The organism is Candidatus Pantoea bituminis (assembly GCF_018842675.1).
Classification (GTDB): Bacteria; Pseudomonadota; Gammaproteobacteria; order Enterobacterales; family Enterobacteriaceae; genus Pantoea; species Pantoea phytostimulans.
The window spans coordinates 523,751-546,270 of record NZ_JAGTWO010000004.1; the positions used below are offsets into that span (position 1 = coordinate 523,751).

Here is a 22,520-nt window from a genome sequence, read left to right on the forward strand (position 1 = left end):
GATTTATCAGCAGCGCCTGGCAATACACTATGCCGCCGCGCTGCCCCGTTGAGAAGAATTCACTCATGTCTAATCCCATTTTAGAAGAGGTGGCACGCCGCCGCACCTTCGCGATCATCTCGCACCCTGATGCCGGTAAAACCACTATTACCGAAAAAGTCTTGCTGTTCGGACAAGCAATCCAAACCGCCGGGACAGTAAAAGGCCGTGGCTCCAACCAGCACGCCAAATCTGACTGGATGGAAATGGAGAAACAGCGCGGCATCTCCATCACCACCTCAGTGATGCAGTTCCCGTATCGTGATAGCCTGGTTAACCTGCTGGATACCCCAGGACACGAAGACTTCTCGGAAGATACTTACCGCACGCTAACCGCCGTTGACTGCTGTTTGATGGTGATTGATGCCGCGAAAGGCGTCGAGGATCGTACCCGTAAGTTGATGGAAGTGACACGTCTGCGCGATACGCCGATCCTGACCTTCATGAACAAACTTGACCGTGACATCCGCGATCCGATGGAAGTGCTGGATGAAGTTGAGAGCGAGCTGAAAATTGCCTGCGCGCCCATTACTTGGCCAATTGGCTGCGGCAAATTGTTTAAAGGTGTTTATCACCTTTATAACGATGAAACCTATCTCTACCAGACCGGTAAAGGTCACACCATTCAGGAAGTGCGCGTTGTAAAAGGTCTGGATAACCCCGATCTTGATGCAGCGATCGGTGAAGAGCTGGCTGCTCAGCTGCGTGAAGAGCTGGAGCTGGTGCAGGGCGCCTCGCACGAGTTCGAGCGCGAAGCTTTTCTTGCAGGCAAGCTGTCGCCGGTGTTCTTCGGCACCGCGTTAGGTAACTTCGGTGTGGATCATATGCTGGATGGTTTAGTTGCCTGGGCACCTACGCCAATGCCGCGCAAAACCGACACCCGCGTAGTCGAAGCTAAAGAAGAGAAGTTCACCGGCTTCGTGTTTAAGATCCAGGCCAATATGGATCCAAAACATCGCGACCGTGTCGCGTTCATGCGTGTGGTCTCCGGTAAATATGAAAAAGGCATGAAACTGCGTCAGGTTCGGACCGGAAAAGACGTGGTCATTGCCGATGCACTGACGTTCATGGCAGGCGACCGTTCTCACGTTGAAGAAGCGTATCCGGGCGATATCATCGGGCTGCACAACCACGGTACCATTCAGATTGGCGACACCTTTACCCAAGGTGAAAACATGAAGTTCACCGGCATTCCGAACTTCGCGCCAGAGCTGTTCCGCCGCATTCGTCTGCGCGATCCGCTCAAGCAGAAACAGCTGCTGAAAGGCTTGGTTCAGCTCTCTGAAGAGGGCGCGGTACAAGTGTTCCGTCCTGTACATAACAACGATCTGATTGTGGGTGCGGTTGGTGTGTTGCAGTTCGACGTGGTCGTCGCGCGCCTGAAGAGTGAATACAACGTTGAAGCGATTTATGAAGCGATCAACGTGTCGACCGCGCGTTGGGTTGAATGCAGCGATGCGAAGAAGTTCGAAGAATTCCAACGTAAAAATGAGGTTAACCTCGCGTTGGATGGCGGCGATAATCTGACTTATATCGCGCCCACCATGGTGAATTTGAACATCACTCAGGAACGTTATCCTGAAGTGAAATTCCGCAAAACACGCGAGCATTAATCGTTTCACAGTAGCCATTCTATACGCTAAATAATTCGAGTTGCAGCAAGGCGGCAAACGCGTAAAGCCCGATGATCTTACCGTTGTAGGTGATTCGGGTGAGAAACAGCCGTTAACGCCTCTGCCGCTTGAAGGTGGATGGGTATACTTAAGAGTGGCTCTGTTTTCCCCTGTTACAGACTCTTCCTAAAAACACACCGTTTCGCCTATTTCGACCAGCTATCAACCAGTTACTCCGGCAAACTCCAAAATACCGACTATCATTGTTCTATCGGACGGCGAAAGAGACGTTTCTTCTCCTTGCGTCCAGTATTGCAGTAGCGCCGTTTGCTACTGTCGCGCCTACGGTTGTGGGTGAGTTAACTGATAGAAGGAATATATCGATGAAGAATACTAAGATTGCTAAAACCCTGATTGCCGCGATGGTAGGTTCTGCTTTACTGAGCGGCAGCGCGCTGGCTGAAGATTCAATGTCGCAAAAAGCACAGCAGACTGCAGACAGCACGGGTTCGAAAATCGATAGTTCTATGAAAAAAGTCGATGGTTTTATGGACGACAGCGGCGTAACTGCCAAAGCTAAAGCCGCTCTGGTAGATGACGAAGCCATTAAAAGTACGGATATCTCAGTTGAAACGCATCAAGGCGTTGTGACGTTAAGCGGTTTTGTCACTTCACAGGATCAGGCTGAAAAAGCGGTGGCCCTGGTGCAGAAGGTTGAAGGTGTTAAATCCGTCAGCGATAAACTACACGTTAGAGACAGCAAATCTCAGTCAATGAAAGGTTATGCAGGCGATGCTGCAACAACCAGCGAAATTAAAGCTAAGCTATTAGCGGATGACATTGTTCCGTCGCGCAAGGTGAAAGTTGAAACAACCGATGGCGTTGTTCAGCTCTCAGGTACCGTTGAGAACAAAGCTCAATCAGATCGTGCTGAAGGTATCGCAAAAGCTATCGAAGGCGTGAAAAGCGTTAAGAATGACCTGACGGTTAAATCTTAATGGTGAACGTGCGGCATTTTCGAATGCCGCACGAATAAGAAAACCCATCCTGGGCTCAAATAAGCAGTTCGATTTTCACTATTGGTAAGGAGAGGCTTATGTTTCGTTGGGGCATTATTTTTCTGGTAATCGCGCTGATTGCCGCAGCGTTAGGTTTTGGTGGTTTAGCCGGCACAGCAGCATGGGCGGCTAAAGTTGTCTTCGTTGTTGGTATTATCCTGTTTCTCATCAGCCTGTTCACTGGCCGTAAAAAACTTTAGCCGATGAGTCTTGCAGTTTAATGCGAACCAAGTACGCATAAAGCGGAGGCCAGTCATCTGTAGCGAAAGGTGTGAGGAACGGAAATCCTCATCACGCTACGATGGGCAGGCGGCATTAAGCCGCCTGCCCGGTTAAGGAAATCATGACTGGTTCTCCGGAATGCTGCGAACAACAACGGAAAAAATCCCTCAGCCATTCTGACCGAGAACCCCTTTCGAGGTTCAGACATTGGGCATACGCATACCTGTCACACTTGGGGCGATCGAACCCCTTGCGCTTACACCGTTCAAAGCAAAAAAAATGGCGTTGGTGTGTGAAGGTGGCGGACAACGCGGCATCTTTACTGCCGGTGTACTAGATGAATTCCAACGCGCTAACTTCAATCCCTTTCACTTAATGCTTGGCACCTCCGCGGGTGCGCAAAACTTGTCAGCATTTGTCTGCGCGCAACCGGGCTACGCTCGCCGCGTTATTACGCGTTACACCACCAGTAAACACTTTTTTGATCCCCTGCGTTTTGTGCGTGGCGGCAATCTGATCGATCTTGATTGGCTCATTGAAACAACCCGCAGTGAATTCCCGCTTGAAATGGCCACTGCGCAAACCCTGTTCAGCAGCGGCCGCGAGTTTTATATGTGTGCGTGCCGCAGCGACGACTATTCACCGGGCTATTTTGCGCCTACCCGCGACAACTGGCTAAACATCATTAAAGCGTCAAGCGCGATCCCTGGCTTCTACCGGCTTGGGGTTGATCTTGAAGGCATCAGTTATCTGGATGGCGGTATCAGCGACGCCATTCCGGTGCGGGAAGCGGCGAAGCGCGGCGCAGATACCATTGTGGTGATACGCACTGTGCCGTCGCAAATGTCTTATACGCCTAAGTGGTTCAAACGGATGGAGCGTTGGTTAGGTGAAAGCGCACTGAAGCCGATGATCCATGTGCTTAATCATCATGAGCAGAGTTATCGGGAAATTCAGCAATTCATCGATCAGCCGCCCGATAACTTACGTATTATTGAGATCTTTCCGCCGCGTGCGCTGGCCAGCAATGCGTTAGGTAGCCGCATATCGTCGCTGAATCAGGATTACCATTTGGGACGTCGTTGTGGTCGCTACTTTCTCGCCACGCTGGGACAATGGTTGAGTGATGCCGAGCCGTTTATGCAGCATGCGGCGATTACGCCGCCTGCGCCGGTAGCGAACGCGCCGGACACGCGTGCCATCATCACGCCGCCGTTGGCGGGTAACGACGCCGATTACGATAAAGGATCGCTGGCATGAGATTTATCGACACCCATTGTCACTTCGATTTCCCGCCCTTCGTTGATGATGCGGAACAGAGCATCGCCCGCGCCGCCGAAGCGGGCGTAGAAAAAATCATTGTGCCTGCGGTGGATGTCAGCCGTTTCGCCGTGGTGTGCCAGCTGGCTGCCGATCATCCGGCGCTCTATGCCGCGTTGGGTCTGCATCCGATTGTAATTGAGTCGCACCAGGATGTGCATCTGGATAAATTGGAAGCCTACCTCAAGCAGCCACCCGAAAAGCTGGTGGCGATTGGTGAGATCGGATTGGATCTCTATCGCGAGGATCCGCAATTCGACAAGCAAGAGCGTTTGCTGGATGCACAGCTCAGGTTGGCAAAAAACTACGATCTGCCGGTAATTTTGCATTCACGCCGCACGCACGACAAGCTCGCACTGCATCTGCGCCGCCACGACTTGCCCCGGCGCGGCGTGGTGCATGGATTTGCTGGCAGCCTGCAGCAGGCGCAGGCGTTTATCAAACTTGGTTACGCTATTGGCGTGGGCGGCACCATTACGTATGAACGCGCCAGTAAAACTCGCCAGACCATTGCCCAGTTACCGCTGGAATCGCTGTTACTGGAAACCGATGCACCGGATATGCCGTTAAACGGCTTTCAGGGCCAACCCAATCGTCCCGAACGGGCACGTCTGGTGTGGGAAACGCTGTGTAGCCTGCGCAATGAATCCCCGCAGCAGATTGCCGATGCACTGTGGCTAAACAGCCAAACGGTATTTCGGTTCCCCCGCTAAATCCTAAATGATTGAAATCACTGAATCTTGCTCAGGCAATTCATCTTCTGCTGTGCGGCATACAGCTATAATCCTTCTTTCCCACATTCGGCCCTGTGATTGACTAAGCTGAATACAAATACTGGCACGATTATTCGGCAAATGTGATAATAATAACATTGTCGCTGTTGGCGTATTGTTACGCTGGCAAGCTGTTATTTGTGATATATATCACTCTATCAGTACCGAATTTGCAGTCTGATCTTACCTTGATGTGACTCTCACCACATAAACCATCGGCTGCATTTGTTAGTATTATCACATTCACTCGGCCCGCTTGCTGGCCGCGACCGAACCTGTTGGAGAGCATCATGACCGATATTAAAGCGCAAGCACTGCGCGCGCTGAAACTGATGGATTTAACCACGCTGAATGAAGATGACACCGACGCAAAAGTCATTGCGCTGTGCCATCAGGCGAAGTCACCGGCTGGCAACACGGCCGCGATTTGTATCTATCCGCGCTTTATTCCTGTTGCACGCAAAACGCTGCGCGAGCAGGGTACGCCAGAGATTCGCATTGCGACCGTGACCAATTTTCCACACGGCAATGATGATATCGATATCGCGCTGGCTGAAACCCGCGCCGCCATTGCTTACGGTGCTGATGAAGTCGATGTGGTATTTCCTTACCGTGCGCTGATCGCCGGCAATACGCAGATCGGTTTCGATCTGGTGAAAGCCTGTAAAGAAGCTTGTGCCGCAGCGGATGTGCTGCTGAAAGTGATTATCGAAACGGGCGAACTTAAAGAAGAAGCCTTGATTCGTCAGGCTTCTGAAATTGCCATTGATGCGGGTGCAGACTTCATCAAAACCTCAACCGGTAAAGTACCGGTTAACGCGACGCCGGAAGTGGCGCAGATCATGATGAGTGTCATTCGCGATAAAGGCGTGAAGCAGCAAGTTGGCTTCAAGCCCGCTGGCGGCGTGCGTACGGCGGAAGATGCTGCGATCTATCTTCAGATAGCGGAAGAGACGCTGGGCGCCGAGTGGGCCGATGCGCGCCATTTCCGCTTTGGTGCTTCCAGCCTGCTGGCTAACCTGCTGAATACGCTGGGCCATAACAGCGAAACCAGCAAATCCGGTTATTAATTCTTTAGGCGGTCATTGGCCGCCTTTCTAACACCGACCTTCCCTTTGTAAGGGGGCTACCTTGTTCCTGGCTCAAGAAATCATCCGCAAAAACGTGACGGCCACGCGCTGAGTGAAGAAGAGATTCGCTTTTTCATCAACGGTGTGCGCGATAACAGCGTTTCCGAAGGTCAGATTGCCGCGCTGGCGATGACCATCTATTTTCACGATATGACGCTGCCTGAACGTGTGGCGTTAACCATGGCAATGCGTGATTCCGGTACGGTATTGAACTGGAAATCACTGAATTTAAATGGTCCGCTGGTCGACAAGCACTCAACCGGCGGCGTAGGTGATGTTACGTCACTGATGCTTGGCCCCATGGTGGCTGCCTGCGGCGGTTACATTCCGATGATCTCCGGACGCGGCCTTGGGCATACGGGCGGCACACTGGATAAGCTGGAAGCAATTCCCGGTTTTGACATCTTCCCGAGCGACGATCGCTTCCGCCAGATCATCAAGGAAGTCGGCGTCGCAATTATCGGTCAGACTAATTCACTGGCACCGGCTGACAAACGCTTTTACGCCACGCGCGATATCACCGCCACCGTTGACTCTATTCCGCTGATCACCGCGTCGATTCTGGCGAAAAAGCTCGCCGAAGGTTTAGATGCGCTGGTGATGGATGTGAAAGTCGGTTCTGGTGCTTTCATGCCTACTTACGAAGCCTCGGAAAACCTGGCGCAGGCGATTGTTGGTGTGGCCAATGGCGCGGGTTGTAAAACCACCGCGCTGCTTACCGATATGAATCAAGTGCTGGCGTCTACCGCCGGGAATGCGCTGGAAGTGCGTGAAGCGGTGCGTTTCCTCACCGGCCAGCAGCGTAATCCACGCCTGCTGGAAGTGACGCTGGCGCTGTGCAGCGAGATGCTGATCTCGGGCAAACTGGCGGCAGATGACGCCGAAGCGCGTCAAAAACTGATGCAGGTGCTGGACAACGGCGCTGCTGCGGAGATTTTTGGTCGCATGGTGGCCGCGCAGAAAGGGCCAGTCGACTTTGTTGAGCGTTACGATGCTTATCTGCCGGCACCCACGCTGAGTAAAGCGGTTTACGCCGATCAGCCCGGTATTGTTAGCAGCATGGATACGCGTGCGCTTGGCATGGCCGTGGTGGGCATGGGCGGCGGACGTCAACGGGCCAGCGACAGCATCGATTATAGCGTTGGCCTGAGCGACATGATCATGCTCGGCGAGCGTGCCGATACCGAGCGACCGCTGGCGGTGATTCATGCCAGCAGCGAAGCTAACTGGCAGCAAGCGGCAAAAGCCCTTAAAGCCGCCATTAAACTCAGCGACAGGGCGCCCGCCGCCACGCCGGTGGTCTATCGCCGCGTGACTGAAGCCGGTTAAATAATACAATCGGTGCCAGCCGCAAAGCATTCGGGTATACTGATCTGATCGCTTTTTTTGACTTGTCACGCGCACAGGCGCAGGAGACTTGCATGAAACGTGCTTTTATAATGGTTCTCGACTCCTTTGGAATCGGCTCCAGCAAAGACGCTGAAAAATTCGGTGACGCAGGTTCAGACACTTTAGGCCATATCGCTGAAGCCTGTTTAAAAGGTGAAGCGGACAAAGGACGCAAAGGTCCGTTGCATCTGCCGAATCTGACCGCATTAGGTTTGGGTAAAGCCGCAGAATTATCTACCGGACGCTTCCCGGCTGGCCTTGATCCAGAGGCAAAAATCACTGGCGCTTATGCTTTCGCCAGCGAACTCTCTTCCGGTAAAGATACGCCATCTGGCCACTGGGAAATTGCTGGTGTGCCGGTTTTGTTCGACTGGGGTTACTTCAGCGACAAAGAAAACAGTTTCCCGCAGGAATTGCTGGATAAACTGGTTGAGCGCGCAGAGTTACCGGGCTATCTCGGCAACTGCCACTCATCGGGTACGGTGATCCTCGACCAACTGGGCGAAGAGCACATGAAATCGGGCAAGCCGATTTTCTACACCTCTGCGGATTCCGTGTTCCAAATCGCTTGTCACGAAGAGACGTTTGGCTTGGATCGCCTCTATGCGCTGTGTGAAATCGCGCGCGAAGAGTTGACCGAAGGGGGCTATAACATTGGCCGTGTGATTGCTCGTCCGTTTGTGGGCGATAAAGCGGGGCATTTTGAGCGTACCGGCAATCGCCACGATTTAGCTGTGGAACCGCCATCGGCGACCATGCTGAAAAAACTGGTAGATGAGAAGGGCGGTCACGTGATTTCCGTGGGTAAAATTGCGGATATTTACGCCGAGCAAGGCATTACCAAAAAGGTTAAAGCCACCGGTCTTGATGCGCTGTTTGATGCCACGATCAAAGAGATGAAGCAAGCGCCTGATCAATCCATTGTGTTTACTAACTTCGTTGATTTTGACTCAACGTGGGGACATCGTCGTGATGTTGCCGGTTACGCAGGGGGCTGGAGCTGTTTGATCGTCGTCTGCCGGAGCTAATGGCACTGGTGGAAGAAGATGACATTTTGATCCTGACCGCCGATCACGGCTGCGATCCTACCTGGGAAGGCACTGAACATACGCGCGAGCACATTCCCATTCTGATCTACGGCCCTAAAGTAGAGCCTGGCTCGCTTGGCTACCGCGATACCTTCGCGGATATCGGCCAGACAATTGCACACTATTTTGGCCTGTCCAGCATGGACTACGGCAAGAACATGCTGTAAAGCAGCTATTTAAAAAGGATAACGAACAATGGCAACTCCTCACATTAATGCAGAAATGGGTGATTTCGCGGACGTCGTACTGATGCCTGGCGACCCGCTGCGTGCCAAGCACATTGCAGAAACCTTTCTGGAGAACCCGGTTGAAGTGAACAACGTGCGCGGCATGTTGGGTTACACCGGCACGTACAAAGGTCGCAAAATTTCGGTGATGGGTCACGGCATGGGCATTCCGTCTTGCTCGATCTACACCAAAGAGCTGATCACCGATTTCGGCGTGAAAAAGATTATTCGTGTGGGTTCCTGCGGCGCGGTACGTGCAGATGTGAAACTGCGTGATATCGTGATTGGTATGGGTGCATGTACCGATTCGAAAGTGAACCGTATGCGTTTTAAAGATCATGACTTTGCAGCGATTGCTGACTTTGACATGGTGCGCAACGCGGTTGACGCGGCTAAAAACCTGGGCGTTGATGCGCGCGTAGGTAACATCTTTTCTGCGGATCTTTTCTATACCCCAGATCCACAAATGTTCGACGTGATGGAGAAGTACGGCATCCTCGGCGTGGAAATGGAAGCGGCGGGCATTTACGGCGTAGCAGCGGAATTTGGCGCTAAAGCGCTGACTATTTGTACCGTTTCTGACCATATTCGCACGCACGAGCAGACCACTGCGGCTGAGCGTCAGACCACGTTTAACGACATGATTAAGATCGCATTAGAGTCTGTATTGCTGGGCGATTAATCGCGCGTTAAGTGCGGGGTCGTTTGCCCCCACCTCAGTCCTCCCCACGCGTGGGGAGGAAGATGCTGCAACATGCGAGTATTGAAGCTAAATGTGGCAGCGTCTCCTTCCCGCTTCGCGGGGAAGGTTGGGATGGGGGACAGCGCGCACCTTCCCTCTCGTAACATCTTCATTAAATGACACACTTTTGCCCAGGCTTGTGCATCTTCGCGCTGGCGCTGTGGGGAGAGCGCTTTATCATTAGCGCGACAACGAATAATAAACACACCGCTAAATAATGCCTCCTGATGAATTTTCGTAATTTCGAAGCTGAAGAAAAGCTGTTTGTCCGTCGCGCGGCGGCGGCCTTTGCGCTGGTCGTTATCTGTTTTACTGTTCTGGGTATCAACCTGTATCGTTTACAGGTGCGCGATCACAGCTATTACCAGACGCGATCCAATCAAAACGATATCAAAATGATCCCAATCGCCCCAACGCGCGGGTTAATTTACGATCGCAACGGCATTCCTTTGGTGCGCAATGTTTCCTGGTACGACATCACGCTGACACCCTATAAAATCAACGATATGCAAGCCACGCTGAAAGCGTTGACGCCACTGGTTGATCTCACACCCGACGACCTGGAAAGCTTCCAACGCACGCTGAAACAGAGCAGCCGTTACAAGCCCGTGATCTTGAAATCCGAGCTCACCGACGAACAGGTTGCCCGTTTCTCAGTAAATCAGTTCAACTTCACTGGCGTTAGTATCGATACTTATCAGGACCGCCAATATCCTTATGGCGCTGATTTAGCGCATGTGCTCGGTTATGTCTCTAAAATCAATGATAACGACTACAAACGGCTGAATGCGCAGGGCATAGCGGAAAACTACGCAGCCGATCACAACATCGGCAAGCAGGGAATTGAAGGGTATTACGAGTCGGTGCTGCACGGTAAAACAGGTTATCAGGAAGTGGAAGTGGATAACCACGGACGCATTGTGCGAGTGCTAAAAGAAGTGCCACCGCTTGCGGGTAAAAACATTACGCTGACGCTGGATCTGCACCTGCAACAGTATGTTGAAAGCCTGCTTGCGGGTCAGCGTGCGGCGCTATTGATTGAAGATCCTCATGATGGATCGGTGCTGGCGATGGTTTCCAGCCCCAGCTACGATCCGAATCCTTTCGTCAAAGGCATCAGCTATAAAGCCTATGAAACGCTGCTACAGGATAAAAACCTGCCGCTGATCAACCGCGTTACTCAAGGTCTTTATCCTCCGGCCTCGACGGTTAAACCTTATATGGCGATGTCGGCGCTGCTGACAAAAGTGATTACGCCGCAAACCAGTTTCTTTGGCGCACCAACCTGGACGTTGCCCGGCACCGATCGGCGTTATCGTGACTGGAAAAAGAGCGGTCACGGCATGTTGGATGTCACTAAAGCGATTGAGGAATCTGCCGACACCTTCTTCTATCAGGTGGCGTTTATGATGGGCATCGACCGTATTCACACCATGCTCAGCCAGTTTGGTTACGGCAAACCCACCGGCATCGATTTGAACGAAGAGTATAACGGCCTGTTACCGAGCCGTGAATGGAAGCTGAAGGTCCATAAAAAAGGGTGGTATCAAGGCGATACGGTATCGGTAGGCATTGGGCAAGGCTATTGGATAGCGACGCCGATTCAGATGGTTAAAGCGATGGTCACGCTGATTAACAATGGTCACGTAATCGCACCGCATCTGCTGGAGAAAACGCAGCGTGGTAAGCTGGTTGAGATGTATCAACCGAAGCTGCCGCAAGCCCAGGTTGGTGAGGCTAATTCACCTTACTGGTCGCTGGTGCGCCACGCGATGTTTGGCATGGCGAATGCGCCAAACGGCACCGGTTATAAATACTTTCACACTGCGCCGTATGGCATTGCAGCCAAGAGCGGCACCTCGCAGGTGTTTAGCCTAAAACAGAATCAAACCTATAATGCCAAAATGATTCCGGTTCGCTTACGTGACCATATTTTCTACACCGCGTTTGCGCCATTCAACGATCCCAAAGTGGCAGTTGCCTTGATTCTGGAGAATGGCGGCGGCGAAGGCGTAACGGCCGCACCCGTCATGCGGCAGATTCTTGATCACATTTTTATTCCGCCGACCACGCCACCGCCGGTGCAAATGGCGCAGCAGAAGCCATGAAAAAGGGGCTTAGCCCCTTTTTTAATTAAACCAGCTGCTGGCTTTTTTGACGCGTGCTTCGCCTTCACTCTTCATCAAGTCATGACCACCTTGAGAAAGATTACGTGTGGCGTCTGCTTCTGACTGCACAACATCCGTACGGGCTGCACGAGATTTTAGCTCTTGATCAATATATTCATCTTCGCGAGCTACGCGAGCTGCCTCACGTTTAATGGCCAGTTTGCGCTGGTCCAGTTCTAACTGGCGCAATTGATCTTCATAACTTTGATCGCGCTTTTTATCTGCTTGATAATCAGCGACTGCCCGAGCTTTATCTGCGGCTACTGTGGCATCACGCTGGCGCTGACGTTCAGCACGATCTGCGGCAATTTTTGCCTGACGGGCACGTTCCTGACGGGCTTGTGCATCAAATCGTGCCTGGCGAGCATCTTCACGCGATTGCTCCTCTGCCTTACCCGCATTTTCAGCCGCTGCAACAGCAGCAAGTTGATCTTGTAAGGTCGATGCCTGTGCCTTTATTCCCAGAGAAAGGCTTAACGCCATCAGCGGCAAGATGAGTAAGTTTCTTTTCATCCTGTCCTCTTACGCTTTAACAGGGCAGGAAGTATTAGGTTGAATGCGGGTTTCATTATCTTTGGTCGAGATAACCACGGCGAGCCCAGATGAAAACTCGCAAGTTTTGCCGACTTGAGTCGAAGTATAAACTTTGGTGCCTTCTTTATAGGTGAGTGAAACACCATCAACTAAAACTTTATCTTTTACAAAAGAACCTGCCGCCGCACCTGCTGCACCGCCGCCAACCGCACCTGCCGTAGTGCCGAGCGCTGAACGTGATCCCACGTTATGTCCGACTACGCCACCCGCTACAACACCAAGAATGGCACCAAAGGTCTGCGCGGCCTGTTTATTTTGGGTGTTATCGACAGCCACTTTTGCAGGCAGGATAGAGATAATATTTACCGTTTTCGTTTCTTGTTTATTATTTAACTGATTTGTTTCGTAAACGTTGGCAGCGTAACTATCTGCATTGTTTTGGCAACCCGCTAACAGCAGAGGAGATAAGAACGTTAGAATAATTAATTTATTAGGCTTATACATTTTAATAACTCCATTTAAGAAAAGTCCGAAATTAATAGCATAATTATTTTTTTATGGAATATAGCTTACTAATAATTAGAGGAATTCCTAACGCAATGAATTTAATTTGACTTAATTGAGGATTTTGCGGCGGGGTAAGTGCAATCTCTTATGAGTATAAATTTCATTTTATTCATGCATTTGCGATTATGTCATTACATACTAGCGCTTTATGTCCGTTTTTATTTTTACTTAAGTTAAATTATGGGCGATGTGGGTTTAATAAATTTCATTGAATTGATGATTTTTTATACAGCGCCAGTTTAAATGACTGGCAGAAAAAAGAATTAAATATATTTGAAGTATAAGGTTTTGAAAGCTTCGCCTAATCAATAAGCAACGTCACACGTTGAGCTTCTAATTCAGGTATCAGGCGCATTAGTAAGAGCGATTGTATGTCGAAAGTTTCCAGGCTCTTACTCAGGTCAAGGCATGAAGACCAGACGTAACGATCTCATTACCCGTGCTGCGGAGCGTAGCAAAAATAGAGGTGGGATAAACATAAAAACAGCCGGTTAGCTACCGGCTGTTTACCCTATTTTTAAGCGCTTCAGTGACGTGGCTAATGGCACGAACCACTTCGGTAGAACTGTTGCGGATATCGGCAATCATGCCGCCCGCTTCTTGTGCGAGAATCACACCTTGATCGGCGCGTTTAAGGTTGGATTCAATTCCTTTTAACGCCTTATTCGCCAATAGGTGGTTCTGCTGCACCCTGTTCTCAATTTCCGTGGTGGCACGGTTAATATTGGCAGCCAGAGTGCGTACTTCATTAGCGACAACGGCAAAGCTACGTCCATGCGTTCCGGCACGTGCAGCTTCAACTGCAGCATTAAGTGCCAGCAGATTGGTTTGATCAGCAATACGGCGAATGCTCTCAACGATAAAGCCAATGCGATCGGATGAATCGCTCAGACCTGAGATATCCCCCGAAATACCGTGTAACTCGCCTGCCAGTTCGTTCATGGTTTGCACGCTGTTAGCAATAACGTCAGCGCCCAGTTTGGTGCTTTCACTGGTTTGCAGCGCAGTTTGATAAGCCTGCTGTGCAGCTTTACGCTCTTGCTGGTTTTTCTCAACCTGTGCGGTGACATCAGTGGCAAATTTCACCACTTTATACAGCTCACCGTTTTCGTTGAAAACCGGATTGTAGGTTGCTCGCAACCACAGGGTACGGCCTTGCTTATCAACGCGTGGGAACTGACCAGAGACAAATTCACCCCGGTTCAACTGTTGCCAAAGTGCTTTGTATTCGGCGCTTGTACGCATCTCTGCCGAGCAAAATATGCTGTGATGCACTCCCTGGATTTCATCGATGCGATAACCCATGGTTTTAAGAAAGTTATCGTTGGCTTTGAGCACTTCGCCTTTCAGGTTAAAAGCAATCACCGCCATTGATCGCTCGATAGCGGTGGTCATTGAACGCTGCTCTTGCGCATCAATAATATGTTCGGTGATATCGTTGGCGAGTTTGACAATTTTAAACACGCGGCCGCTGCGATCTTGTACCGGCACATAGTTGGCTTCGAGCCACACCGGTAGACTGTTTTTGGCTACGCGCAGAAACTTATCGCTGAAACTTTCGCCGCGATTCAACCGCTGCCAGAAATCGCGATACGCTCTGGATTGAAGCAGATCAGGCGTACAAAACATGCTGTGATGCTGGCCTTTGATTTCATCCAGCGTATAACCCATACGCTCAAGAAACAGCGTGTTGGCGGTGAGAATGGTGCCTTCTGGTGAGAATTCGATCATAGCAATCGAATCTTTTAATGAATGCATTGTTGCCGATGAGTGCGCACGCTTTTGCCAGGCAAGGCGTGAAACGACTCCTGATGTAATGGTGGAGAACATGGTTGAACCTTTTTATTAGTGTTAGTCTTCATTACATTTTATCGGCGGTTGCGTTTAAAAATTCAGCGGATGTCGACTTGTTTACACAAAATTTCACCCATGATTCTTAGGGTTGATGGAAAAGGCGTCAGTCGATTTCAATTTTGTTAAAAGCGTTTGACGCTAAAAGTCAGTTAGGGTTTAATGCGCCCCGTTGCCCGAATAGCTCAGTCGGTAGAGCAGGGGATTGAAAATCCCCGTGTCCCTGGTTCGATTCCGGGTTCGGGCACCATATTTAAAGAACCCGCCTCTGGCGGGTTTTTGCGTTTTTGCGGGTCGAACCCGTTCATCGAACGTTCGATGATCTCGCCACATCCCTGTGGCTCGCCCTGCGGGTCATCGCGCAGGCGCGCTGAGCAAAAATGCTCCCGGCATTTTTGTCCGGGTTCGGGCACCCTATTTAAAGAACCCGCCTTTGGCGGGTTTTTGCGTTTCTGCGGGTCGAACCCGTTCATCGAACGTTCGATGATCTCGCCACATCCCTGTGGCTCGCCCTGCGTCTTAGCTGCTGGCTACAGCGCACAAAGCCGAGCTTAGTATGCTGTAGCCAGCTCAGATTTAATGGAATAAGCATCCCCCTCTAGCCCTGCTACAGCATAGGCATTTGCTAACTAAGCAGTAGGACGTTCATTCCATGCATCAGTGTACTGGATGTTGCCATCCACAATGCACCAGGTGATTTTTTCATACTGCATACTGACGCTTTCCGAGTGATTCATCTTATCGTTGCCAGACAATTTCACATTGGGTACACCACAGTGAACGCTGGTAATTTTCACATTTTCTAGTAGCACCGTGTAGTAACAGACCTCTTGCCCCGCATCGCTGATATTGTAGAAGCGGATTTCAGCACTTTTTAATGTCTGCCCGGTAGCGGCGGCTTTATAAAGATACGGCGTTGAGCTATCAACTTCCTTTTCAATCCGCAATGGAGAGTGCTGGCGGGTGCCATTGATTTTTCCGGCTGCGGTGTCAACCGGTAGGCTGATGCCGTGACTTAATCCGATGATCTCAATGCTGCCTTCACGATCATGCACATCGACAGGACCTCTAATGTCTGCGCCGCCATCGTCTTTAAGCCACATATACGGAGGGATTGGCATTTAACTGCTCCTTATTTTTCGTATTAACTTCATTGTTAAAATGTAAATAATTAGGGTTATAGAAAACACAGAGATTATTGAGATATAAAAATACAGGTCGTAAAAGTTGTCAGCCCCTATTTCACCGTCGCCATAAAGGAATTTCGCAATGCGAGTGGCTAAATCTTGGTCAAACCATAATTCAGGGCTGCCCAGCATTCGTCCGACGATTAAAGAGATAGCGAAATAGAAAATAACTTTTGATGCTCTACGGACAAGTGTTGTTATAGCCACTGGCTATTACCTCAACCCATCCGCGCGCCATCAATGATTTCATGCAGGGAACCGGCATAGGTGTAGTCTGCATTAGTGCGTCACGAATCAGCGCGTAATCGGCGTTATGGACTAAGGTGATACATCCCTCCGATATACGCCCGGGGTGCAACCTGAACAATCCGCGTTTGACTCCCTCAATCCATGAGTGGTCGTCAATAGTCCAGTCATCCCTGAACAAAGCAAACCATTCGTCACGACCAAACTCAGCGCCGTTATAAATCCTGTTATAGAGATCTTGTGACTGCGCTTTTAACCGCGAGAAGATCCCTCCACCACCGCGCTCTACAATCCAGTATTTACCCGGTGGTATGGGTCCCTCATCAGGGATTGCTCCACACGCAGCGTTATTCATGTATACGCCTTTGCCGGAGAACGCCATGAAAACGCCAACGCCGTATAGGTTAAAAGGCACGTAATCTGCGCCGTTCAGAATCAGTGTTCCATTCAAAGCCATAGCTCATCCAATATCCATATAGTAACCATGCGTTACCATATCGATAATTGAACTTTAGAGCCATCAGTTATTAGAGTTATTTATCAAATGTGTTTAGGCTGCGCCTGCGTTACAGGCTCGCAATAAGGATAAAGGTACTTTTTAAACGAAGCCGCCAGCGCCATACACATCAATTCTTACGGACCCTTCTTGGTGACAACACGCCCGGCAATTTAATAAATGAATGAATAAAGGAATTTGTCATAGTCAGGATTTATTAACCAGAACCGCCGATAAACGCAACATTGGGCATTGCTCTGTGCTGATTTGCCTGTGGCTAACCGGCTAATATCCTGTTCGGTCTGCAATTATCCGCTGCTAATCGTGTTTTAATGCGCTCTCTTTACAGAAATAAACGGGCAGGCAAAATACCCTTTTAAATATTCAGCCTAATAGCCATGTCTGACGAAGCGCTGCACCAACAGATACAGAATCTGAAAAAGCACAATGCGCGGCTCAAGCGTATAGCGCATGACGCACGCAACAAATTAAGCGCAGCGCTAGATGGCACCGGTTTATGTCTGTGGCAACTCGATATTCCCAGTGGAAAGTTAGTGATTTTTAATCGTCGCTGGGGCGCAATGCTTGGCTTTCAGCCTAAAGAGACCGATGCCAACTTTGAATCTTGGAAAGAGTGCCTTCACCCTGATGATGCCGCTGAGGTGTTAAAAGCCTTTACGACCATATTGAAGGCATTGCGCCTTACTATGAGGCGTTGCATCGGATGATCGGTAAAAACGGAAAAGTCACTTGGGTATTGGATCGCGGTCGCATCAGCGATTGGGATGAAGCGGGAAGACCTGTCAGAGTTACTGGCACGCATATCGACATGACGAAAGAGAAGCAATATGAAGAGCAACTCTCAACGCTGGCACTGCACGATCCTCTCACGTTGTTAACCAACCGTCATGCTCTGCAAACTCACTTTCGCGAACTGAAAGCGCAAGGTGAATTGTGCGTGGCCTTTATCGATTTAGACAATTTCAAACACGTCAACGATACCTTAGGACATCGCAGCGGCGATGAAGTGTTGATTCAACTGAGTCAGCGCTTGCTTGAAGCGTGCCCCGCTGAGGTAGTGATTGGCCGATTAGGCGGTGATGAGTTTGTTCTGCTGATACCTTATGCGCTGGATAATCCATTGATACATCAAATAGCGTACGCCTGCCTGGATGCCGCACTAACGCCATTCGACATGGCCAACGGCAGCGCCAATATCGGTGCTTCAGTTGGTGTTGCACAGGTTGACGCAAAAGAGAGCTTTGATGAAGCGTTAGCGCGCGCCGATGAAGCGATGTATCGCATTAAGAAGAATGGCAAACGCGGCGTCGCGCTGGGGAATGTGACCACGCTGCGGCATTGTCAGCAAGCGAAGCTGGAACAACCTGGCACGACGCCGAATATCTTGTGGTCGGACACCGGCACCGACGACTGATACGCTGTTTTTTTGAATGGCAGGATAAAGTGCCAGAAGCAGAAAGCCGCGTCCAGAAACCTCTCTTAGCGGCGTGGGAGCAGCCAGTTTCTTAATAACCGCGTCAGCAGCGGCATCCAAAGCCACACCACTAAAGCCACCACACACGCATCATCTAAAAAATGTCCCCACAACGTGCCGCGACTCATCGGCAGCAGCGCATCTACAAGCTGAGGAATCAGCAAGGTAGAAGGAAAGATAACGGCCAATGTCAGCAGGAATTGCTTCCATCTGGCGGGGCCGGGTTTCGCTTTGTCTACAGGCGTAAACCAAAACGCTGCACCGGGACGCACTTCAGTATGTTCAGGCGCGGCCAGCATGGCGGGCAGTGTGGCGATCAACGTTTTACGCTCAGCGGATTGCGTCCATTTAAACAGGTTGTCGAGGTTGTCAAAGCGAATCAATACCGTGTAAGTGTTTTCGCCATGCACCGGACGCAATACGTTAACCCCTAAATGCCCTGGAAACTGCGCCGCCTGCGGCATGATCAATTCTAGCCAGGCTTCATAATCGGACTGTTTACCGGGCTGCACGCTGTGAGTGATAACCAGCGTGACGTGATTAGCCTGTTGTGGATTGATCATGTCATTCTCCTGAATGCGCGACATCAGTGAAAAAGGTTTGCAGAGGGTCTGCCGTTGAATAAAAAATACGAGATAACACCGCTTTTTGTTAGCGGAATGTTTTTGGGTTGTTGTTCAACAATTTTTGAGGAAAGGAAACATGCGGTTAAACCTTGAGGCGCTGCTGATTTTAGATGCGCTGGATCGCCACGGCACCTTTGCTGCTGCCGCGGCACGGCTGTTTAAAACTGCGTCTGCGCTGAGTTATACCGTACAAAAAATGGAGAGTGATCTGAAAATTACGTTGCTCGATCGTTCCGGGCATCGTGCGACTTTTACGCCGACTGGCCGCTTAATGCTAGATAAAGGGCGAGCATTGTTGCGTGCAGTCAATGAGCTGGAGCAGCAGGCGCGCTATGTCGAGAGCGGCTGGGAGAGCAATTTAGTGATCAGCGTTGATGCGTCGGTGCCGTTTTCGCTGCTCACACCGCTAGTTGATGAGTTTTATCAGCAACATCCGCATACGCAGCTGCAATTTCGCCATGACGTGCTGGCGGGCTGCTGGGAAGCGTTAAGCTATGGCGAAGCGGATATCGTCTTTGGCGCAGTACAAGAACCGGCGACGCGCAAAGATATTGGTTGCGTGGCGCTGGGTTGGCTGGATTATGTCTTCGCCGTTGCGCCTGAACATCCTCTGGCGCAGGCACCGGAACCGCTGCTGCGTGAGCAGATCCGGCAGTATCGCGCGGTAACGGTGCATGATTCATCACGTCACAGCGCCGGCATTGATTTACGGGTACTGGATGAGCAAAAGACGCTCAGCGTCCATGATTTCTCTACAAAGCTGCAGGCGCAGCTGGCGGGGCTGGGATGTGGCTTTTTACCATGCTATTTAGCTGAACCCTATTTGGCGGATGGCAGATTAGTGGCGCGTCAGCTAGATAGCGAATGCCGCCGTGATATGGCGTATCTGGCATGGAATGAGAATGCCAGCGGCAATGCGGCCCGCTGGTGGCGCGAGAAATTGCAGACGCTACCGGGATTACGCGACATTTATAGTGCGCCATAAAAAATACGCACTGCGCTCCGTAAAGAGGAGTGCAGTGCGCAACAGGATTAAATGATTCGCTTTCGGTGCATTTTCGCCCTGATGATATTGCAATACGTCACGTTGTAGCTCGGCTTCGGCACGAGGCTCCCGCCGATGCCGACGCAGACATTGAATTTGCGCTGCTTGCCTGGCTGAAGAGCAACACTGATTACGTCACCGCTTTTACCAAAATATTCCCGTAGCGGCATCGTCAAAATGGGCAGGCCGACGCAGGTGATTCACGGCAGCAAACACCCACTCGTTCCGTTCAAAGCCACACGAAAATGTGTACACGAAATGATGGCCGGTTTAGATCTTAAAGTTTATGAGAATGGTCCGCCCGGATTCGCTGCTACGCATCCAGATCAGCTGAATAAGGCTCTGTTAGCCTTCTTACAGAAATACCCTTCTAAGAACTATTCCTAAAAGCGCCCATCTGGGCGTTTTGTTTATTTATACTTGCCGCTTCGCTTATTCAAATCGATCTTTGGTCGATCTTTTCTTTCCACTACTCGCTTATTTAATTCATTCCGAGAAATAATTGATCATTTATTGATCAGATTGCATTTTTTTGAACATTCAATATCACGCTTACCGCTTCGCTTATAATTAACCTCTTGATCTGCGCTTTAATTACTAATTTATTGCTTCTTTTAGCTAAAAAGATCATTTGTTGATCAAATTAATCAAATTTTATGCGGAATAAGCGAAGCATGCCGCTTCGTTTATAGGAGTTTGTAGTGGACTTTTTGACGAAATGATCGATTAATACGAAACGGAAATGATCGGAAATTGAATGTAAATTTCCCTGATTCTTTTTTGTGATGTCATGACAAAATGATTTCATGGCTAAATCATTGATCATTATGTTAGGGCCGTAAATTAACCAAAATTTTGCATGGCTGAGTAAGCTAATCCGCTTGATCATGTAAATTTTATGGCTACATTTACTTTGTATTACCAGCCTGACGAAGTATTGTCTGTGATTGCTATATTATTAAACCTCATGAGGAATACAGGATGACTCAATATCGTGGTGGGGCAGGAAACTTTGCTGCAGACAAAGAGCGCGCAGCCGAAGCTGGCCGCAAGGGTGGCCAGAAGAGCGGCGGTAACTTTAAGAACGATCCTGAGCGCGCTATTGAAGCAGGTCGAAAAGGAGGTAAGATCAGCCGTCGCAGTTGAGTCTACATAACTCTTTTATTACAATAAGTTATGTAAATATCAAGGTGGCTATTTTTATATTTCCCTTCCCTTTCTGATAAAAGCCAGCTAATCCAATATGGCTGAGCGGCTTATTGCCTTCAGTCATAACTTATTTGAACCGGAATAGAACTCTATTCCGGTTTTTTTGTTTTTCAAAAAATAATCTGTACAGGAAAAAGTAATTGCGTACACATTTTATAAAAATAAAATAACGTCGGAAACTATTTATTTAGGCGTTATATGTATACGGTCTAACAAAAGTCTGTACAACTTTATCCGATAAAGTCGAGGGTTACTGTTTCAACAAAATTAACTATTTAGAGTCACTAACTCTATGGTGTAAAAAGAAAAATGCATTTTACATGCCAGTTTTGTTCACAATTCCAGCAGCAGTGACTCGCAAGATGGCGTTAATACGCTAAAGTTTTAGTGAGTTCTCTTGATGACCATCAAGCGGCGTTAACAATTACCCTATCGAAACAAAGTATGAGGCAAGAGTGATGACAGTTAAGACATTGAACGATCTCTTTATCCATGACCTCTCTGATATTTACAGTGCTGAAAAACAAATTGCCCGCGCCTTACCTAAAATGGCGCGTGCCGCCACCGATGAAAAACTTATCGCCGCGTTTAATCAGCACCTCGAAGAGACACGAGGCCAAATAGAACGGCTGGATGAAATCGTTGAGGTAACGCCAGAACTTAAAATTAAACGGATGAAATGTCATGCGCTGGAAGGCTTAGTCGAAGAAGCGCAGGAAATTATTGATTCTGTGGAAAAAGGTGAAGTGCGGGATCAAGGATTGATCGGTGCAGCACAGAAAGTGGAGCACTACGAAATTGCCACCTACGGTACGCTTTATGCGTTAGCGACTAAACTAGGTTATACCAAAGCTGCCGAGCTGCTGGCAGAGACGTTGAATGAAGAGAAACAAACGGATCAAAAGCTGACTGATGTCGCTGAGTCCATCACTGTGGCTTCCTGATAAGGAGAGAGACCATGTCTACATCCCCAGAAGAGCACTATCATGACTGGCTACGCGATGCGCATGCCATGGAAGAGCAAGCGGAAAGCATGCTCAATAAAATGGCCGATCGCCTTGAGCATTATCCTGAGTTGAGGCAGCGTATTGTCCAACACATTGAGGAAACCAAACAACAGCAGAGCCTGCTCAAGCAGCTGCTGGATCGCCATGATATCCACAACTCCACCCTTAAAGATGCCATGGGCAAAATGGCTGCATTTGGCCAAGCCGTGGGCGGCATGACCACGCCAGATGAAGTGGTTAAAGGCGGTATCAGTGGCTATGTGTTTGAGAATTTCGAAATCGCTAGCTACACCAGCCTGATTGCCGCTGCAGAGCATGTCGGTGATGCGGAAGGCGTGACTATCCTGACGCAGATTCGTGAGCAGGAAATCGCGATGGCGGAATGGCTTTATACGCATCTGCCTGATGTGACGCAGCAGTTTTTACTGCGCTCGTCACAGTCGGGAGTAGAAGCGAAGAAATAAGTTTGAAAGGCTGGAGATGCGTTT

The 22,520-nt window shown here is 49.8% G+C and carries 18 protein-coding genes, 1 tRNA gene and 3 pseudogenes; 16 read left to right on the forward strand and 6 right to left on the reverse strand.

All coding sequences use genetic code 11. The features are described 5' to 3' along the window. Window positions 1-65: 65 nt before the first annotated feature. The 10 genes and pseudogenes from prfC to mrdA2 all read left to right on the forward strand — a co-directional run bounded on the left by prfC (window position 66) and on the right by mrdA2 (window position 11,709). Window positions 66-1,652 carry a peptide chain release factor 3 gene (gene prfC, locus KQP84_RS06220; RefSeq protein ID WP_370661480.1) on the forward strand — a complete coding sequence of 529 codons (1,587 nt, stop codon included), beginning with the start codon at window positions 66-68 and terminating at the stop codon, window positions 1,650-1,652. Between the two features lie 383 nt (window positions 1,653-2,035). Continuing rightward, the gene (gene osmY / locus KQP84_RS06225) at window positions 2,036-2,650 is read left to right on the forward strand and encodes a molecular chaperone OsmY (protein ID WP_215848218.1); all 615 of its coding nucleotides are present in this window, start codon (window positions 2,036-2,038) and stop codon (window positions 2,648-2,650) included. Window positions 2,651-2,748: 98 nt separating this feature from the next. Then, window positions 2,749-2,910 carry a DUF1328 domain-containing protein gene (locus KQP84_RS06230; protein ID WP_003848537.1) on the forward strand — a complete coding sequence of 54 codons (162 nt, stop codon included), beginning with the start codon at window positions 2,749-2,751 and terminating at the stop codon, window positions 2,908-2,910. Between the two features lie 229 nt (window positions 2,911-3,139). Further along, window positions 3,140-4,192 carry a patatin-like phospholipase family protein gene (locus tag KQP84_RS06235; protein WP_215845612.1) on the forward strand — a complete coding sequence of 351 codons (1,053 nt, stop codon included), beginning with the start codon at window positions 3,140-3,142 and terminating at the stop codon, window positions 4,190-4,192. Beyond that, window positions 4,189-4,965, forward strand: coding sequence for a TatD family hydrolase (locus KQP84_RS06240; RefSeq protein WP_215845613.1), 777 nt, complete (start codon window positions 4,189-4,191; stop codon window positions 4,963-4,965). The genes KQP84_RS06235 and KQP84_RS06240 overlap by 4 nt, the downstream gene beginning before the upstream one ends. A gap of 350 nt (window positions 4,966-5,315) precedes the next feature. Continuing rightward, the gene (gene deoC, locus KQP84_RS06245) at window positions 5,316-6,095 is read left to right on the forward strand and encodes a deoxyribose-phosphate aldolase (protein WP_215845614.1); all 780 of its coding nucleotides are present in this window, start codon (window positions 5,316-5,318) and stop codon (window positions 6,093-6,095) included. A gap of 61 nt (window positions 6,096-6,156) precedes the next feature. Further along, window positions 6,157-7,484 (forward strand): annotated as a pseudogene (gene deoA / locus KQP84_RS06250) (thymidine phosphorylase). Window positions 7,485-7,576: 92 nt separating this feature from the next. After that, window positions 7,577-8,799 (forward strand): annotated as a pseudogene (deoB, locus tag KQP84_RS06255) (phosphopentomutase). A gap of 28 nt (window positions 8,800-8,827) precedes the next feature. Further along, entirely contained in the window at window positions 8,828-9,541 is a 714-nt protein-coding gene (gene deoD, locus KQP84_RS06260) for a purine-nucleoside phosphorylase (RefSeq protein ID WP_215845615.1), read from the forward strand. Between the two features lie 287 nt (window positions 9,542-9,828). Beyond that, complete coding sequence (gene mrdA2 / locus KQP84_RS06265; RefSeq protein ID WP_215845616.1) at window positions 9,829-11,709, forward strand: peptidoglycan DD-transpeptidase MrdA2; 1,881 nt, start codon at window positions 9,829-9,831, stop codon at window positions 11,707-11,709. Window positions 11,710-11,730: 21 nt separating this feature from the next. Here the strand turns inward: mrdA2 and KQP84_RS06270 are convergent, their stop codons facing one another. The 3 genes from KQP84_RS06270 to KQP84_RS25840 form a co-directional block, all read right to left on the reverse strand. Beyond that, window positions 11,731-12,282 carry a DUF5384 family protein gene (locus KQP84_RS06270; RefSeq protein ID WP_215845617.1) on the reverse strand — a complete coding sequence of 184 codons (552 nt, stop codon included), beginning with the start codon at window positions 12,280-12,282 and terminating at the stop codon, window positions 11,731-11,733. Between the two features lie 9 nt (window positions 12,283-12,291). Next, a complete protein-coding gene (locus tag KQP84_RS06275; RefSeq protein ID WP_215845618.1) occupies window positions 12,292-12,807 on the reverse strand; it encodes a hypothetical protein in 516 nt (171 codons plus the stop codon). 558 nt (window positions 12,808-13,365) lie between these two features. Continuing rightward, on the reverse strand, window positions 13,366-14,700 hold the full coding sequence (locus KQP84_RS25840) for a methyl-accepting chemotaxis protein (RefSeq protein ID WP_215845619.1): 1,335 nt from the start codon (window positions 14,698-14,700) through the stop codon (window positions 13,366-13,368). A 195-nt stretch (window positions 14,701-14,895) separates the two neighbouring features. Here KQP84_RS25840 and KQP84_RS06285 point away from each other — a divergent pair. Further along, window positions 14,896-14,971 (forward strand) — tRNA-Phe (locus tag KQP84_RS06285). 379 nt (window positions 14,972-15,350) lie between these two features. Here the strand turns inward: KQP84_RS06285 and KQP84_RS06290 are convergent. Both KQP84_RS06290 and KQP84_RS06295 read right to left on the reverse strand, forming a co-directional pair. Then, complete coding sequence (locus KQP84_RS06290; RefSeq protein WP_215845620.1) at window positions 15,351-15,842, reverse strand: Hcp family type VI secretion system effector; 492 nt, start codon at window positions 15,840-15,842, stop codon at window positions 15,351-15,353. Window positions 15,843-16,089: 247 nt separating this feature from the next. After that, window positions 16,090-16,611 (reverse strand): DUF2778 domain-containing protein, encoded by a 522-nt coding sequence (locus KQP84_RS06295; RefSeq protein WP_215845621.1) that lies wholly within the window; start codon window positions 16,609-16,611, stop codon window positions 16,090-16,092. Window positions 16,612-17,048: 437 nt separating this feature from the next. On the opposite strand from KQP84_RS06295, the pseudogene KQP84_RS06300 reads away from it, so the two are divergent. After that, window positions 17,049-17,986, forward strand: a pseudogene (locus KQP84_RS06300) (diguanylate cyclase domain-containing protein); the annotation flags it as partial. Between the two features lie 164 nt (window positions 17,987-18,150). Here the strand turns inward: KQP84_RS06300 and KQP84_RS06305 are convergent. Further along, on the reverse strand, window positions 18,151-18,708 hold the full coding sequence (locus tag KQP84_RS06305) for an antibiotic biosynthesis monooxygenase (protein WP_215845622.1): 558 nt from the start codon (window positions 18,706-18,708) through the stop codon (window positions 18,151-18,153). 139 nt (window positions 18,709-18,847) lie between these two features. Here KQP84_RS06305 and KQP84_RS06310 point away from each other — a divergent pair, with 139 nt between their 5' ends. The 4 genes from KQP84_RS06310 (at window position 18,848) to KQP84_RS06325 (ending at window position 22,496) form a co-directional block, all read left to right on the forward strand. Next, the gene (locus KQP84_RS06310; RefSeq protein WP_215845623.1) at window positions 18,848-19,756 is read left to right on the forward strand and encodes a LysR substrate-binding domain-containing protein; all 909 of its coding nucleotides are present in this window, start codon (window positions 18,848-18,850) and stop codon (window positions 19,754-19,756) included. A gap of 1,041 nt (window positions 19,757-20,797) precedes the next feature. After that, the gene (locus tag KQP84_RS06315; RefSeq protein WP_215845624.1) at window positions 20,798-20,962 is read left to right on the forward strand and encodes a con-10 family general stress protein; all 165 of its coding nucleotides are present in this window, start codon (window positions 20,798-20,800) and stop codon (window positions 20,960-20,962) included. A gap of 521 nt (window positions 20,963-21,483) precedes the next feature. Further along, window positions 21,484-21,969 (forward strand): YciE/YciF ferroxidase family protein, encoded by a 486-nt coding sequence (locus KQP84_RS06320; RefSeq protein ID WP_215845625.1) that lies wholly within the window; start codon window positions 21,484-21,486, stop codon window positions 21,967-21,969. Between the two features lie 14 nt (window positions 21,970-21,983). Beyond that, window positions 21,984-22,496, forward strand: a complete 513-nt coding sequence (locus KQP84_RS06325; RefSeq protein ID WP_215845626.1) for a ferritin-like domain-containing protein — start codon at window positions 21,984-21,986, stop codon at window positions 22,494-22,496. Window positions 22,497-22,520 lie beyond the last annotated feature (24 nt).